The organism is Silvanigrella paludirubra (assembly GCF_009208775.1).
GTDB classification, from domain to species: Bacteria; Bdellovibrionota_B; Oligoflexia; order Silvanigrellales; family Silvanigrellaceae; genus Silvanigrella; species Silvanigrella paludirubra.
Genome location: NZ_WFLM01000001.1, coordinates 460267 through 475704, shown reverse-complemented (window position 1 = coordinate 475704; position 15438 = coordinate 460267). Strand labels below are relative to the sequence as shown.

Here is a 15438-nt window from a genome sequence, read left to right as displayed (position 1 = left end):
GTTTCTTTAAATGAATGAGGAAAGTTTTTCTAACACCTGATTTACAGTTGGCATTTCTCTAAATAAAAAACCGTGTTGTTTAAATATATTTGAATTTGTAATCGCTTTATTAATTTCTGTATCTTTTAAAAGATTTTTTGATACCGCTATTATTAAATGAATATTAGTAATATTTTCTATATTTTTTAACCTTCTGATTAATGATGACTTATGCCATTTATGAAAAACTTCTAAGTATATACTCTTACTTAAATTCACAAGTTTATAATCTGGAAAAAAAAACTCATTACCATCAAATAAAAAATCATCACATTCGTTAATAATTTTCCAATCAAGCGACTTTTCTAAAAATAACTTTTCAAAAATTTCTAATTCTTCTGGCATATAAGATGAATAATTAAAATCATATTTTGGAATAAAATTTTTATTATCGAGATTTAATATCCCTTTTTGTTTTTCTGATTTTCCTAATAAAACTTCAGCTTCTATTTCCCAATTTTTTAATATAGTGACAGTTGGAAAAAAAGACGCTAAATTAAACCCATATTTCTGATTTTGTACAAAAAGCGAAAGTGGACCATCAATATCAAATATAAGATTATCATTATCTTTTGAAATTTTATTTTCTAATTGAAAAAATTTTAATTTTCTTAAAACATATCTTAGATCGCTTTTATGAACATCTTTTGTTAATATTTTAATTTTTATTTTTTCAGTATGAAATAATAAACCCTGAACTAAAGAAATATTATATTTTCGTAAAAGTTCAATCGCATTAATTTCTTTAAATTTAAATATTGTATTATAATTAGGCAAATCAGAATATATTTTATCATAAATATTTTGAAAAGAAATTTTTGAATAATTTGATATATTGATTTTGTAGTTTTCTAAAGTTAGACATTTATCAGACTGAATATATAAGCTTGATTCTGTAAATATAAATTCTCTGAAATCGGAAATATCTGAAGTTTCATTTAAATCAAATTCGAGTCTGTCATTTAATAGCTTTATCAATCCATTTTTAATTTTGATATCAATATCTACTACGGAAGATAAATTTTTAACGTCTTCCTCTAAAATAATCTTTGAATTACCAATTGAATTATTATATATTTCTAACATATTTTGACAAAATAGATTCAATTGTTCATCATGAATATCTATAAATATAGGCTTTATTTTTCCTTTATATTTTTTATAATTAAGAAGTTCTTTTTTGGTAAGCACTATGCATTTTCCTTCTTTTATTGACAAAATACTCGCCTGTTCCAGCTGAAATTAATTCATACAAATAAGCTTTTTTACCTTCTTTTGCTCTTAAAATTCTTCCGAGTCTTTGAACGTGCTCTCTTACAGCTCCACTACCTGAGACAATAATTGCCACATTTGCATCTGGTACATCTACTCCTTCATTTAAAACTTTAGATGTAACTAAAATACAAAATTTCCCTTCGCGAAATGAATTTAAAAAATATTCTCTTTCTTTTACTCTTGTATGATGAGTTATAACGGGCAATAAAAATTTTTTACCAATATTATAAGCAGTTTCATTATCTTGAGTAAAAATTATAATTTTATCGTATCTATGCTTCGTTATGATTGACCAAACTTCATTAAATTTATTTTCCGTTGTTAATGATATTTTTTTTTGTTTCATATATGCATTAAAAGCGGCTTTACCTTCTTCTGATTTACAAGACATTCTTAAAAAATTTTGCCAAGCATTTGGTATACTAAAGTTGATATTATTTTTTTTCAAAAATTTTAAATAAATCGCTCTTGCCTCATCATAAATTAATTTTTCATTTAATGACATTTCAACTTCAATTGTTATTACTTCATATGGAGATAATGTGACTCCTTCTAAACTTTTAATATCTATTTGATAACAAAGAGGACCGCATAACTCATACATTCTCTTATCTCTGCCATCACTCCTTTCAGGAGTTGCTGTTAGGCCCAATCTAAATGGAGCTATTGAGCTTATTGCTGTATATTGCATTTGTTCACTTGGTAAATGATGGCATTCATCAAAAATTAAAAAACCAAATTTGTTACCTTTTTGTGTTACATGAATTAAAGCGGAATCATATGTAGCGACGGTAATATCTTCAATAATATTATAGCCACCCCCTAATAAACCAATTGGTCTATTAAAATATTTTTTTAAAACTTCGAACCATTGTGTCATTAAATCTATTGTAGGCACATGAATTAATGTCGGTCTTTGGATTTTAGAAATGGCCAAAATTCCCAAAATTGTTTTACCAGCACCTGTTGGTAAAGTAATAACACCTAAAGAACCATAAGAAATCCATGAATTTAAGGCTTCATTTTGATAATTTCTTGGATTAAGATATGTAACAATTGGAAATTCTGTTGGAATAAAATCTTTTGCATTATCTAAATATGAGATCTTATTCTCCCGCAAGGATAAAATAAATTTACGATAATGATAAGCTGGCGCTCGATAAGCAAGTATACGATCATCCCACTTGAAAAATAATAAATATTTGTTAAATTCACAATTGTATTGTTTAACAATAAGAGTTCCTTTGTCAAAAAAAATTTCAAGCAAGACATTACCTCCAAAATAGGTGTGTTAGCATGAATTATGATTAAACTAAAGAAAAGGCGAATCTATGATAGAGTTCAAAGGTATTCATAAGTGGTATAATAAAAAACTCCATGTATTAAATGACGTTAACTTATTTGTTAAAAAAGGGGAAGTTGTTGTTGTATGTGGTCCTTCAGGATCTGGTAAATCAACTTTAATCCGTACTGTTAATGGACTTGAATCGATAAGTGAAGGTACTTTAATAGTTGATGGAATTAATATTTCAGACCCCAAAACGAATATCAATAAATTGCGTAGTGAAGTAGGATTTGTTTTTCAGCAATTTAATCTTTATCCCCATTTATCTGTTTTGGATAACATTACACTTGCCCCTATTAAAGTAAAAAAAATAAAAAAAAGTGAAGCAGAATCGATTGCTCTTGATCTCCTAAATAAAGTTGGACTTTTAAATAAAAAAGATTCATTTCCCGCACAATTATCTGGTGGGCAACAACAACGTGTTGCCATTGCAAGAGGTCTTGCAATGCAACCTAAAATTATGCTTTTTGATGAACCCACTTCGGCACTGGATCCAGAAATGATAGGAGAAGTTCTTAAGGTAATGAAAGATCTAGCAAAAGGTGACATAACAATGATGGTCGTCACTCATGAAATGGGTTTTGCAAGAGAAGTTGCAGATAGAGTTGTTTTTATTGATTTTGGTAAAATAATTGAAGAAGCGACTCCCGAAGAATTTTTTAATAATCCAAAATCGGAACGAGCAAAACAATTTTTAAAACAAGTATTAACACCAATGCAGGCTTAGTTTTTTATTTTATTTTTTAAGGAGTTTTTATATGAAAAATTTTTCTAGAAGAATTGTTATTTCCTTAATCTCAGCAATTCCTTTATTATCAATTATTTCTGTTTCAAAAGCAGATGTTGCTGAAATTAAGAAAAAAAATGTGCTTGTTGTTGGAGTAAAAGATTCTCTTTATCCATTTGGTTTTATAAATGAAAAATCAAGAACCTTAGAAGGATATGATATTGATTTTGCAAAAAATATTGCGGATAAATTAGGAGTAAAATTAGAACTAAAACCAGTTACTTCAGCAAACCGTATTCCATTATTATCAGAAGGTAACGTTGATCTATTAGCCTGCACAATGACAATTACTCCTGAAAGAGCTCAACAAATTAATTTTAGTTATCCTTATTTTGTATCAAAACAAAAGTTTATTGTTAAAAAAGGAACAATTAAAAGTTTAAAAGATCTTGAAAATAAAAAAATTGGTACTACAAAAGGTTCTACTTCTGAAATTAACGTAGCAAAAGCAATTCCAACTGCAAAAGTACTTTCATTTGATGACTATCCTCAAGCTTTTCTTGCTTTACAACAAGGAAAAGTAGCTGCAATTACAACTGATGAATCTATTCTTGCAGGTATACTTTCAAAGGCAACAAAAAAAGAAGATTATGAATTACCTACATTCGACATCTCAAAAGAACCTTATGGTTTAGGAGTGAATAAACAAAATCCTGAATTGTTAAAAATTGTAAATCAAACCATTTTAGAAATGGAAAAAAATGGGAAAGCAGCTGAAACTTTTAATAAATGGTTTGGCCCAAAATCTTCTGTTCCGCTTTCAAGAGACTTTAAAATCAGCCCATAAAAATGCAATAGCATTTCATAGCGATTTTTGACTTTTTAATGCGGGAAAATCTATGTCTTCATATCAATTTGATTTATCCATAATTACCAATGGTAAGTTTGCTCAAATGTTACTTGATGGTTTAATAACCACAATCCAGTTATCAAGTGTATCTTGTGTTCTGGCATTTATTATAGGGTTGAATATTGCTGTAATGCGATTGACTTCTTTCACACCCATTCGTATTTTTGCGCAATGTTATCTTGAGTTTTTTAGAAATACACCCTTAATTGTTCAACTTTTCTTTTGGTACTTTGGATCTTTCCAAATATTGCCTACTTTTATAAATGATTGGTTAAATAATTTAAATTTTGAATTTGCAGCTGCTGTCATTGCCCTTACTTTTTATACTTCTGCATTTATTGCCGAAGATATTCGATCCGGTATTTTAGCAATCCCAAAAGAACAAATGGAAGCTTCCCGAAGCAGTGGTTTTTCATATATTAGATCAATGCATTATATTATTTTACCACAAGCTGTTCGGCTTACCATTCCTCCATTAATAAATCAATTTTTAAACTTAGCTAAAAACTCATCAATGGCAATGGTAATTGGAGTGGGTGAATTAACCTACCAAGCAAGACAAATTGAGAGCCAATCTTTTAAAAGTTTTGAAGCCTTTTTTGCCGCAACTTTTATTTATGTTTGTATTTCCTTTATTATATCGGGAATTATAAATATTTATGATAAAAAAGTTCTAAATCCAATGGGCAAAGGAACTCACTAAAATGGAAAGTATTTTCGATTTTTCTGTTATATCCAATAATTTTCTTCAATTTATGATCGGTCGTTACCCTAATGGACCTTTAGGTGGCTTAGCGCTTACTCTCATTCTTGCTTTTATTTCTGTTATTTTATCAATTATTTTTGGACTTATATTAGGGCTTTTATGCATTTCAAGAAATTCATTTATTCGTATTCCTGTTAGCTTTTTTGTAAACTTAATAAGAGCAATGCCTTTATTAATGGTTATTTTTTGGATGTTTTTTTTACTTCCAGCTTTAACTGGAGGAAAGTTTCCTGAAAATGGAACCGTTGTTTTTGCATTAACTATTTTTACTTCTTGTTATATTTCTCAAATTGTAAAAGCAGGAATTGCTAGTATTCCTAAGGGACAAACAGAAGCATCCCTTTCTAGTGGCTTAACTTATTGGCAGACAATGCGTTATGTCGTTTTGCCACAAGGTTTAAGAAATATGATTCCTTCATTTGTGAATCAGTTTGTTTCTTTAATCAAAGATACATCACTTGGATATATTGTTGGGGTTTCTGAACTAACCCAAGTAGCACAACAAATTAACAATAGAACTCAAAACTATGCTGCTGAAATTTTTATTTTCTTAGCAATCATTTATTTTATCATCTGTTTTGCATTTACTACACTCAGTAGATGGCTTGAAAAAAACTTAGCATGGCGAAAATCTATTTAAAATTTAAATTAAAAAAGAGCGAATCTAAATAATTCGCTCTTTTTATTTGTAAATAATATAAACTTTATTTAGATTCTGGAGTTAAAAACTTTGTAATTTCAAAATTATCTTCCACAAGATTCCATTTATGATTTATTTTTACCCATTTTTCCAATGTAATGATTCCTTGAAATAAATTCATAGACCAAGTTGCACTTAAAAGAGCTGTTTTATCATCTAAAACAAGGATATTTTTAGAATGATAAATCATATCACTTGCGCCACCATCCAATGCAGATTGCCAAAATTTTCTAATGTTATTTTTACCCTGAAATGTTCCAAAGGAGGCAGGCATAGCTTGAAGTAAAGCATTTTCTGCATAAACATCGACGATCTTTTTTGCTTTTTTATTTTTAGCCTCTAAAGAAAAATCTTTTTCCCATTTTGAAGTTATTAAATTAATTTCTTTAGTTACTTTTTGCTTAACTTTATTTGTTAATTTATTATTTTCAATTTTTTGGATCATGACTAAAATATCGGCTACTTTAGTTGGATTTGACAAATTTGGAGCATGACTTGAATCAATTGTAAATACCTGCTTTACGGGAGTTTCTGTGTACATTTTTCTTTGTAAACTTTGAGGAATAGCTTTATCTTTTAAAGCTTGAATATAATAGCGCGGTATTTTTCCAAAATTTTCATTAGTTAAATTAATTTTATAACTTAATGGATCAAGAGGTTCTGGAACAACATATTTTTCAGCCCCTTTGAAAACATCTAAAGGAATATCTTCAACATAAGCTTCATATGTTTTGTCGTTACCAATGGTAACAAAACCTTTTTCTTTATCTATTACTAAATTCTCTGTTAAAATAGATTTCACGTCTTTTAAATTATCCATAAAAGAAGTTCCATTTGGAATTAAGGCACCTGCTAAATAAACAAGTGACTTTACTTTTTCTGGTCTTTGTTCTGCAACTTCACTAATAATTGTTCCTCCAAAGCTATGCCCTAATAAAATTACTTTACCATTTTGTTTATCTAATTCATTAATAATCGTAATAACATAATCAGAAAAATGAACATCTTTTGCTGGTGTTTTATCATTACCATGAGCAGGTAATTCAGGTATTATAACGTTAAAGCCTTTTTTACGTAAATTTTGTGCAACACTTTCCATAGCCCATGGACCAGTAAATGCTGAATGGACAAGAACATAAGTAGATTTATTTAATTCATCTTTTTTTATTTCTTGTGGTTTTGCTATTGCCACGACTGAAGAAGTAGTTAAGAATAAAGATAAACCGTTTCTGATAGATGCTTTAATTGCTTTTTTCATAAAAAAGAACTCCAAGTGAATGTTTCAAAAATACCGAACCGAACGATCGGTTTATTTTTTCTATAAAAAAAATCACAGAGAGTCAAGCTTTTTTGTACCAATCATTCGGTACAAATTTAGTTTTATTTTTTATATATTATTTCAATTAGTTAAAAAGAAGTAAAAATAACTAAATTTATACAGGAATCCCTGTCTCTCTCAGAATATGGTTTAAACTTACTTTCGTATCTGTTTTTGGGCTTCTAAAAGCGATAATATAGGCGCATTGAATAGGAACCTCTCCACCAGCAAATTCCTTCATTCTAGTTCCTGCAACCACAACAGCATTTGGAGGTACAATTCCTCTATATTCTTTTTTATCTTGTGTAGTTACATCATATATTGGCGTTGAAGAAGTTAAAGAAACATTGGCAGCAAGAATAGCACCCTCACCTACAATAGTCCCTTCAACAACGATTACACGACTTCCCAAAAAGGCATTATCACCAATGATAACGGGTCTTGCATTTTCAGGTTCAAGCACACCACCAATGCCAACACCTCCTGCCACATGCACATTTTTTCCAATTTGTGCACAACTTCCCGCAGTTGCCCAAGTATCAATCATGGTTCCTAAACCTACCCAAGCACCTATATTTACAAAACTAGGCATTAAAATAACACCCTTAGATATAAAAGCACCCTCACGTACAACAGAACCATAAACAGAACGAACACCGAATGATGCTAAATCTTTTCTTACGTCTAATTTATCGTGATATCCTAAAACCCCAGCATGGATACGATCTTGAAAAGAGCTTGTTACATTTCCATTTAATTCCCATTTAAATGTCTCGGCTGTTCTCATTCTCATTGCTAAAAGGATTGCTTGTTTCACCCAAACATGGACTTCCCAATTTTGGAGATCTTTCATTTCTACTTCACCACAATTAGGACCTTCTCCTTCAGGAGAAGAAACTCTTAAAGTACCATCTTCTAAATACCTTAAGCATTGAGTAATACATTCTTGTGATTCTTTTCTTTTTAACAACTCTGGAGTTGAAAAAATTTCAGAAATATTATCTTGTAAATTATTTAAGTCTTGCAAAGAAATTGATTTCATAATTTAAATTCTCCTGAATCTATTTTTAATTGCCATTTTTGAAGACATTCTTGTATTTTTTCAACAGTAGGTACCAATGCCATTCTAAAGTTTCTGTTACAAGACTCTCCAAAAATGGAACCAGGTGTAACCATAATACCAGTAGCATTTAATAAAGCATCTGAAAATTCTTTATCTGTTTTATAGGAATTTGGTACATCACCCCAAACATAAAAAGTAGCATTGCTTGGTAAAGCAGAAATTTTATTTTTTTCAAAAAATTGATCGATTACTTTTCTTTTATTTGCAAATATACGACTTCTCTCAACAACATGTTCTGTATCATCCCAGGCAGCAACAGCTGCTTTTTGAATAAAATCAGGAGTTCCTAATCCTACATTGAGACGGTATTTTGCAAAAAGAGAGATTACTTCTTTTTCTCCGGCAACAAAACCAGAGCGATAACCTGTCATTCCACTTCGTTTACTTAGTGAAAAAAAGCTCAAAACATTTTTAAAATTATTTTTATATGAAATTTCTAAAAAAGAAGGAGGAATTTCTTGTCCTTCATAGTACATATCTAAGTAACATTCATCAGAAAGAATAAAAATATTATATTTAAGAGCCCAGTCGTATATTTTTTCCATTTGATTTTTAGAGATAATAGCGCCCGTTGGATTATGTGGATAACATAACCAAACAGCAGCAATTTTATTTGCAATTTCATTAGGAATTTCTGCAGGATCAAAGACATAATTTTTCGATTTTTTTAATGGATTTGCATAAGGAATTCCACCTGCTAAAATAGTTCCCGCTTTATAAACGGGATAACCAGGTTCTGGAAAAATGACAATACGCTTATCAGATGCCGAATTTAACAATACCTGGGGTATATGAAATACAGCTTCTTTGCTTCCATTTGAAGAAATAATATGTTGATCTGGATTTAATTCAATTGCTAGTCTTTTTTTTGCCCAATTTGAACATGACTTTCTTAATAAAGCAGAACCCATATTTGAAGGATATTGACTAATATCATCAATATTTTCAATTAATGCTTTCTTGATAAAAGAAGGAGTTGGCTCTTTAGGATCTCCTAATGTAAAATCAAATACTTCAATTTTTTGAGCCTCTAATTTACTTTTAATCTCTTCATTTTTTGTTAAACCAAAAGGATTTAAGGATAATAACCAAGAATTAAATTCATTTAAATTTGCCATAATCACCTCAAAAATGATAACTCCAATTAAGAGATATATCTTGAGGAGAGATATTCAGCAAGTAAAGGATTCAAATCGCTGTTTTTTTCTTATTTGATAAATTACTTAAAAAAAAGAGATAACTATCGGGGTTGTGATCAAATTCCATTTTTTGTTTGCAATTTGGGCATAATCTTTCAGGGCCATCAGTATAATTTTTTTCACCTGCTTGTATATCAAATCCTACAACTAGAGTTACAGTTTGAGAAGTATTGCAGTTTTCACATACATATCTTGCATCAAAAGATTCTACAAAACATTTTTTATTCAAAAACTCTGGAACCATAGACAATTGATCTACAACTGAAAAAGAACAGTTGATATAATGAATTTCAACATCTTTTAATTTATCTAAAGCTAAAACCCACTTGCGAACGCCACTACTATTAATTCTATGAATATTTTTTAAATCCAAAAATAGAACTTCATGATTTTTTTTAAATAATTCACTAAAATCAGAACTTTCGTCGATCATTCCACTTATCGTAACATAATCTTCTTTTTTCCATTCAAAAGACAACACATTTGTCATGCAGGCTCACCTGTATTGCGATTAGAATTCATTCTTTCAATAATATGAGCACAAAATTTTGATAATTCTTCAGGATTATCACAACAAGATATTAAGGTACCAAGTCTATGTGCTAAAATAGTCGAAATTTCATCGGGAGGAAGAGAGTCGTCTAAAACTCCTTTTTTAATTAAATCATCAATTTCCATTGATAATCGCCACAATCTAACCGTTTGCGCATCGGGAGCCTTCTTTTTAGATTTTGATAATTTTTTCTCTTTTTCTATTTTCTTTTGCGATAGATGAACAATTTCTCCCATGTACACCCCTTTTTTTATCAAAAGCCCATAGATCCCATCTTACCATAATAATTTATCGGCTTCTTCTGGGATATTCTTTTTAATCCACATCCCTGCCGCTTCTTTGACAAGTGGTTCTTTCGCTTCTTTCAATAACTTACGGTAAATTGCCTGAACTTCTTGATCTTTATTTCCTCTTTCCTTTTCAATACGTTGCACATATTGAAGCCAATCTTCTGCCCCTTTATCTATTCCTTGTTTTTCTAAAAAGGGTAATAAAATTTGACTATCTAAATAAACAGTTGGATTTCTTAAGGAAACAGTAAATAAGGCTTTAGCAAATGCCGTTTCACATGGCATTTTTTGTTCATTTTTTTTATCTGTTAATAAGTTTAACCATTCCTTTTTATCTTTTGTCTTAGCTATGGATTCCCATTTTTCCGAATTAAATTGAGAAGATGATCTTAACATCCAATAACAAAAAGTATTAGATGAATAAATTAATTTTGGTTCATTAAATAAATCTTGAGAAACAGCATTGTTCAATAAATTATTTGCTGATTTTGAGGTTAATAAATCAAATTTCATTAGCTCTCTTAAAGTTAACATTTCCCAAAAATCTTCTTTTAATATAGCTTCAAAACTAGATTTTTCTATTGTTTTTACTTTTTTTACCCAATTATCGCTCGATTTTTTCAAAGAGCTATATGCTAACAGAGCATTTTCAACAGAAGGTTTCTGAGATAAATTATAAAAAAATGTATGCAACGGCTCTCCATCTTTACCTATTTCCGTTTTTCTCATTTCTTTCCATAAAGAAACATTATTAATAAAAGCACTACATCTTAATAGCTTTAAATTTTCATCGTTCCCCCATTTTAATCCATTTACATAATGATGATTGCTATTTTTTAATTTTACAAGGGAGTCTTTATTTTTCAAATAATATTCAATTAATTTATTACAAGCATTTTCTGATGCTAAAAAAGTTCCAACAGAAAGTTCCAGCTCTTTTATTCTGTCTGTAAATAAAACTAAAAATTCACTATCTGGAAATTCTTTGGCATATTTATCAATAGCTTCTTTTTGTTTTAATGACTTTTCGACAACAGTCGTTTTAGTATCTTTAGCTGAATCTTCTTGTAAATTTTCTAAATCAACCTTTAACATACATGCTTTTGCTTGCTTTTTTAAGACATCTCTTGAATTTTTAATTTTTTCAACAACTTTTTGATATTCAACTTTTTTTGTGTTTTTAGTTAAGCCATTTTGGTATAAACAAAATAATCTAACTTGTGCATCTGCTGCAACAAAATGACTATTAAATTTTCTTAAAATTACTTCATAATAATTCTTTGCATTATTACTGTTACCTTTTCTTTCTTCAATCTCAGCTAAACGAAGATACGCCCAAGGACTAAATTCAGGATCTCCAATTAATTTTAAGAATCTTTCGTATGATTTTTGAGCTACATCATATTTACCATACCAATAAGCACTTTCACCGCCATAAATTAATGAACTTGGTACTTTTTCAGCAAAAGATTTTGAAAATAACTCTGCCCAAGAATAGGATCTTCTTGCCCACCTTAATAAGTCAAGATCAAAATAAGCATTTCCTGATAAATTAAACATAAGGGCAGATATTTCGGGATGCCCTTTTCTTAAAATACCACTTGAAATATATTCTAAGGATTTAGCAGGATCTTTTGCAATTAACATGGCTGTTGCTCTAAATAAATCGGTTGCTGCTAAAAAATCGGTATTATTTTTAGGCGCTATAAAAATTTCATTTTTTACTAATGAAGGTGATTTAACAATAAGCGGTGAGTCTTCTGACATTTTTGGGTAGTTAAAGTTTTGAAAATAATTTTCAATTTTTTGAGCAGAATTAAACGCTCTCTGCCAAAGCATTATTCCTTGATTCATAGCCATTGTATTAGCATATGCCAAAGGCATTACAGTTTGAACCCATTTTAATGGATCGATTGGATCTTTTAGTAAAGTAACAGAAGTTTTATTTCCCCATACTTTTGCTGTTACTCTAAAATAAACAGGAGATTCAAAAATATTTTTATAAATAGGTTCAATTATATCTGTTTTTTGTTTTGGTAAATAGATTGTATCATCTACTTGGGTAGAAATGTATGAAAAAAGTACTCTTGAAATAGCATAATGATCACCTTCAGTAAAATCTTGGGGAATTGGAGGAGCTGTTTTAGGGTTCCATATGTGAACATTTGTTACATCATTCGTTGCTAAATGTAACAAAAAAAAGGCATGTAATAAATTCACTTGAAGACGCTCTAAAGAATTTATCGGAATTTTATCATTTGCTAATTCAAGCTGTAGAAAGAAAAAACAGTCATAAGCAAATTGGAGTCTATTTTCAGCCCAAAATCCCTGACAAACGTTTAGTTTTGAAATATATGGATTTTCAGTAACAAAATAGGCTAATTTTGTTAAGTTATAAGCTGGGTAATAAATAGTAAGAGGAGGTCTTTTTAATTCTGGTGGAAATCCATATTTCAGTGAGTTATCTGGATTTTTATGTGAATCAAACCAATTTTTAGGCTCTTCTTGTTTTGTACTACTAATAAAATCAGCGATAAAGTAAAATGAGTTTAGTATTTTTTCTCGAATCTTTTCTTGTGGCATTTTTTGTATATCTTTAGTTTGTAACTTCTTAATTTGTTTTAACTCAGATTTATTTTGAGGAATGATATCTTCATTGATAAATAAACTAGGCCATTCTTGAGCAAATACTATGCCATTGTTTAAACTGAATAATAAGAAGATAAAATAAATTAATTTTAATATTTGTAATAAATATCTTATTTTTAACATTTTACCCTCCTAACTGAAAATCATCGGTTAAATCATCTTCAGTTCGAATAGGGAAAATTTGTTTATATATTTTCTGCCATCTGAGAATAAATTTCATGCCTATCTAATAGGGACTCTTCTTTTTCTTTCAAGTTAAGAGAATTCTCATACTTTATTCTTTCATCCATTTTATTCAAAATATCTTCTATTTTTTCACGGACTATAATACGAGCTCCACTTAATATGGTTATGGTAGTATCAGGAAGTGTTTCTATCCATTGAATGTTAGCTGTATTAAGAAATATCGCTTTTCCATCTAATCTCGTTAATTGGATCATAATAAACCCCCTCCTCCTTTTATATTTGCCAAATTGTTTGTTTTTATCCTAACGTACATTCTATAGAAATAGGTTAGCACTTTCTTTTCTAAGATAAAAATAATTTAAGAAAGAGCCTCCAAAGGAGTTTGTTTTGCAGCATGAAAAAATTCAAAATAAAATATTAAAAATTATCTTCTTTACCATTTTTATTGATCTAATTGGCTTTGGAATGTTTCTCCCTATCCTCCCGCAAATTGCCCGAGAATTCCATGTTTCTGACTCTCAAATTGCCTTGTTAGCTACTTGGTTTGCATTTGCATCTTTTATTTCAGGAGGACTTTTAGGATACACTTCTGATGTTTTTGGGCGTAAAAAAATTTTGTTGGCTACTATTCTTATATCTTGTCTTTCGCAATTTTTAACAGGTGTTGCGAATTCTTATTTATTTTTAGTCCTAGCAAAAATATTATCAGGAATAGGATATGGAAATATTGCGACCGCTCAAGCATGTATTTCTGACATCACAAGCTTTAAAGATAGAGGACGTTATATGTCAATTATCGGATTGGCATTTGGAGGAGGTTTTACGGTTGGCCCCATTTTCGGGACAATTGTTGTTTTATCAATTGATAAATTTCAATTATTTCATGGTAGTTACATATTCGGAATAGCTATGCTTGCTGTTTTTTTAAATGTATTAAATTTGATTTTTGTTGCTTATTATCTTCCCGAAACGCACTTTAAATTCGCTAATGTATTTTATAGAGGTATTTTCGAAAAAATAAATCCAGAGTATCTCCCAAAGAATACCACATTTAATTTAAATAAACAAAGTATAATGTATGCGATAAGGGATATTCTAAAAATAAAAATATTTATCGCATTTATGGTAATTTTATTTATACAAATTCTTGCATTTAGTGGTGTAGAAACTTTATTGCCTTTTATTTTAAAAGATGCCTACTTTTTTGGGAATTTAGATATCTACAAAAGTTATATTATCATTGGAGTATTTTCTATTATTGCCAATGCATTTATTGCTAAAAAAATTCTCAAAAATTTTAAGGAATCATTGGTATTAAAATGGGGGTACATTCTTTTAATTTTAAGTATGATTGGAATTCCCTTTTATGCACCTCATCCTTATTTTTTGTTTTTGAGTCTATCTTTTTTATGCGTTGGCATTGCTATTGCAAATCCATCCATAAATACATTAATAAGCATTTCCACCCCTCATAAATATCAGGGTTTCGGATTTGGATTAGCTCAAGCCGTTTCTTCCTTAGCAAGAATGATTGGCCCTGCTTTACTAGGTCTCACCTATCAAAATGGGATCGGGAACTCATACTTTATAAAAGAAAAATCTCTTTACATCTCAGCTATTATTCTTTTTACTGGTCTCTTAATTGGCATGGCCTTTTTAAAAGGCTCTCGCAAAAACAGTTAAATTATTATAATTATTAAATTTATTTCAAGGATTCTTTTAGAATGAACAAAAACATCTCTATTCCCCTAGTAAAAATTGGCAGTGAAATGATAGTTACTTTTGGTAAGTCGAACTCAAATCTTAAAAATGTATATCATATAGACACAATTTTATCGGAGTGGACAAAATCTTTTTTAAACGAATATTCTTTAATTTCGGATGACAAGGACTATCAGGAATTATCTGGAATTTTAAAATTGATTAAGGAACAAGGAGTTTATCGTATAGAAGGAAATATTGAGTTTGAACCTTTATTAGAATGTGTCCGCTCCCTTACCTTATTTAGAGAAAAAATTAGCGCCGAAGTTAAAGGTTTTTTTGTCCCAATAAACTCCCAAAAGTACCAACAATCTGGAATATCTAAATTTTCTAATGCAAATGAGAATGATGAAATAGAGCTTTCTGAAAGTGATTTAGAATCCTATGCTTTTCAAGGAAACTCAATTCAATTAGATGAATTACTACTTGATACTATGTTTTGTGCCTTACCAGAGCTCCCATTATGCAGAGAAGATTGCAAAGGTCTTTGTTCTGAATGCGGAACCGACTTAAACGAAACAGATATGGCTGGAAAGATAGTTATTGTTGAACATAATAAAAAATGCTCACACCACAAACCATTGAAAATACAGTAAT

15 protein-coding genes are annotated in these 15438 nt (G+C 29.6%); 6 read left to right on the top strand and 9 right to left on the bottom strand.

Annotation, left to right across the window (positions count from 1 at the left end; all coding sequences use genetic code 11):
• Positions 1-6 precede the first annotated feature (6 nt).
• Both GCL60_RS02205 and GCL60_RS02200 read right to left on the bottom strand, forming a co-directional pair.
• The gene (locus GCL60_RS02205; RefSeq protein WP_161998045.1) at positions 7-1230 is read right to left on the bottom strand and encodes a DUF790 family protein; all 1224 of its coding nucleotides are present in this window, start codon (positions 1228-1230) and stop codon (positions 7-9) included.
• Positions 1205-2581: a DEAD/DEAH box helicase gene (locus GCL60_RS02200; RefSeq protein ID WP_153418228.1), complete on the bottom strand. Its 1377-nt coding sequence runs from the start codon at positions 2579-2581 to the stop codon at positions 1205-1207. Before GCL60_RS02200 ends, GCL60_RS02205 begins: the two co-directional genes overlap by 26 nt.
• Positions 2582-2645: 64 nt before the next feature.
• Here GCL60_RS02200 and GCL60_RS02195 point away from each other — a divergent pair, with 64 nt between their 5' ends.
• From GCL60_RS02195 to GCL60_RS02180, 4 genes are read left to right on the top strand one after another with little or no spacing between them, the layout of a single operon-like run.
• Positions 2646-3386, top strand: coding sequence for an amino acid ABC transporter ATP-binding protein (locus GCL60_RS02195; RefSeq protein WP_153418227.1), 741 nt, complete (start codon positions 2646-2648; stop codon positions 3384-3386).
• A gap of 31 nt (positions 3387-3417) precedes the next feature.
• Complete coding sequence (locus GCL60_RS02190; RefSeq protein WP_153418226.1) at positions 3418-4233, top strand: ABC transporter substrate-binding protein; 816 nt, start codon at positions 3418-3420, stop codon at positions 4231-4233.
• Between the two features lie 52 nt (positions 4234-4285).
• Positions 4286-4999, top strand: coding sequence for an amino acid ABC transporter permease (locus tag GCL60_RS02185; protein WP_153418225.1), 714 nt, complete (start codon positions 4286-4288; stop codon positions 4997-4999).
• 1 nt (position 5000) lies between these two features.
• Positions 5001-5702, top strand: coding sequence for an amino acid ABC transporter permease (locus GCL60_RS02180; RefSeq protein WP_153418224.1), 702 nt, complete (start codon positions 5001-5003; stop codon positions 5700-5702).
• 64 nt (positions 5703-5766) lie between these two features.
• Here the strand turns inward: GCL60_RS02180 and GCL60_RS02175 are convergent, their stop codons facing one another.
• The 7 genes from GCL60_RS02175 to GCL60_RS02145 form a co-directional block, all read right to left on the bottom strand.
• A complete protein-coding gene (locus tag GCL60_RS02175; protein ID WP_153418223.1) occupies positions 5767-7020 on the bottom strand; it encodes an alpha/beta fold hydrolase in 1254 nt (417 codons plus the stop codon).
• A 175-nt stretch (positions 7021-7195) separates the two neighbouring features.
• Positions 7196-8122 (bottom strand): 2,3,4,5-tetrahydropyridine-2,6-dicarboxylate N-succinyltransferase, encoded by a 927-nt coding sequence (locus GCL60_RS02170; protein ID WP_153418222.1) that lies wholly within the window; start codon positions 8120-8122, stop codon positions 7196-7198.
• Positions 8119-9321: an aminotransferase class I/II-fold pyridoxal phosphate-dependent enzyme gene (locus GCL60_RS02165; RefSeq protein WP_153418221.1), complete on the bottom strand. Its 1203-nt coding sequence runs from the start codon at positions 9319-9321 to the stop codon at positions 8119-8121. Before GCL60_RS02165 ends, GCL60_RS02170 begins: the two co-directional genes overlap by 4 nt.
• Positions 9322-9391: 70 nt before the next feature.
• Positions 9392-9892, bottom strand: a complete 501-nt coding sequence (locus tag GCL60_RS02160) for a hypothetical protein (RefSeq protein WP_153418220.1) — start codon at positions 9890-9892, stop codon at positions 9392-9394.
• On the bottom strand, positions 9889-10191 hold the full coding sequence (locus GCL60_RS02155; protein WP_153418219.1) for a hypothetical protein: 303 nt from the start codon (positions 10189-10191) through the stop codon (positions 9889-9891). The genes GCL60_RS02160 and GCL60_RS02155 overlap by 4 nt, the downstream gene beginning before the upstream one ends.
• A gap of 39 nt (positions 10192-10230) precedes the next feature.
• Positions 10231-13017: a tol-pal system YbgF family protein gene (locus tag GCL60_RS02150; RefSeq protein WP_153418218.1), complete on the bottom strand. Its 2787-nt coding sequence runs from the start codon at positions 13015-13017 to the stop codon at positions 10231-10233.
• A 62-nt stretch (positions 13018-13079) separates the two neighbouring features.
• On the bottom strand, positions 13080-13334 hold the full coding sequence (locus GCL60_RS02145) for a flagellar FlbD family protein (RefSeq protein ID WP_153418217.1): 255 nt from the start codon (positions 13332-13334) through the stop codon (positions 13080-13082).
• Between the two features lie 133 nt (positions 13335-13467).
• On the opposite strand from GCL60_RS02145, the gene GCL60_RS02140 reads away from it, so the two are divergent.
• Both GCL60_RS02140 and GCL60_RS02135 read left to right on the top strand, forming a co-directional pair.
• The gene (locus tag GCL60_RS02140; RefSeq protein ID WP_153418216.1) at positions 13468-14763 is read left to right on the top strand and encodes an MFS transporter; all 1296 of its coding nucleotides are present in this window, start codon (positions 13468-13470) and stop codon (positions 14761-14763) included.
• 41 nt (positions 14764-14804) lie between these two features.
• Positions 14805-15437 (top strand): YceD family protein, encoded by a 633-nt coding sequence (locus GCL60_RS02135; protein WP_153418215.1) that lies wholly within the window; start codon positions 14805-14807, stop codon positions 15435-15437.
• Position 15438 lies beyond the last annotated feature (1 nt).

Coding starts and splice junctions, on each gene's coding strand:
- GCL60_RS02195 (WP_153418227.1), top strand. CDS start 2,646: ATGATAGAGTTCAAAGGTATTCATAAGTGGTATAATAAAAAACTCCAT.
- GCL60_RS02190 (WP_153418226.1), top strand. CDS start 3,418: ATGAAAAATTTTTCTAGAAGAATTGTTATTTCCTTAATCTCAGCAATT.
- GCL60_RS02185 (WP_153418225.1), top strand. CDS start 4,286: ATGTCTTCATATCAATTTGATTTATCCATAATTACCAATGGTAAGTTT.
- GCL60_RS02180 (WP_153418224.1), top strand. CDS start 5,001: ATGGAAAGTATTTTCGATTTTTCTGTTATATCCAATAATTTTCTTCAA.
- GCL60_RS02175 (WP_153418223.1), bottom strand. CDS start 7,020: ATGAAAAAAGCAATTAAAGCATCTATCAGAAACGGTTTATCTTTATTC.
- GCL60_RS02170 (WP_153418222.1), bottom strand. CDS start 8,122: ATGAAATCAATTTCTTTGCAAGACTTAAATAATTTACAAGATAATATT.
- GCL60_RS02165 (WP_153418221.1), bottom strand. CDS start 9,321: ATGGCAAATTTAAATGAATTTAATTCTTGGTTATTATCCTTAAATCCT.
- GCL60_RS02160 (WP_153418220.1), bottom strand. CDS start 9,892: ATGACAAATGTGTTGTCTTTTGAATGGAAAAAAGAAGATTATGTTACG.
- GCL60_RS02155 (WP_153418219.1), bottom strand. CDS start 10,191: ATGGGAGAAATTGTTCATCTATCGCAAAAGAAAATAGAAAAAGAGAAA.
- GCL60_RS02150 (WP_153418218.1), bottom strand. CDS start 13,017: ATGTTAAAAATAAGATATTTATTACAAATATTAAAATTAATTTATTTT.
- GCL60_RS02145 (WP_153418217.1), bottom strand. CDS start 13,334: ATGATCCAATTAACGAGATTAGATGGAAAAGCGATATTTCTTAATACA.
- GCL60_RS02135 (WP_153418215.1), top strand. CDS start 14,805: ATGAACAAAAACATCTCTATTCCCCTAGTAAAAATTGGCAGTGAAATG.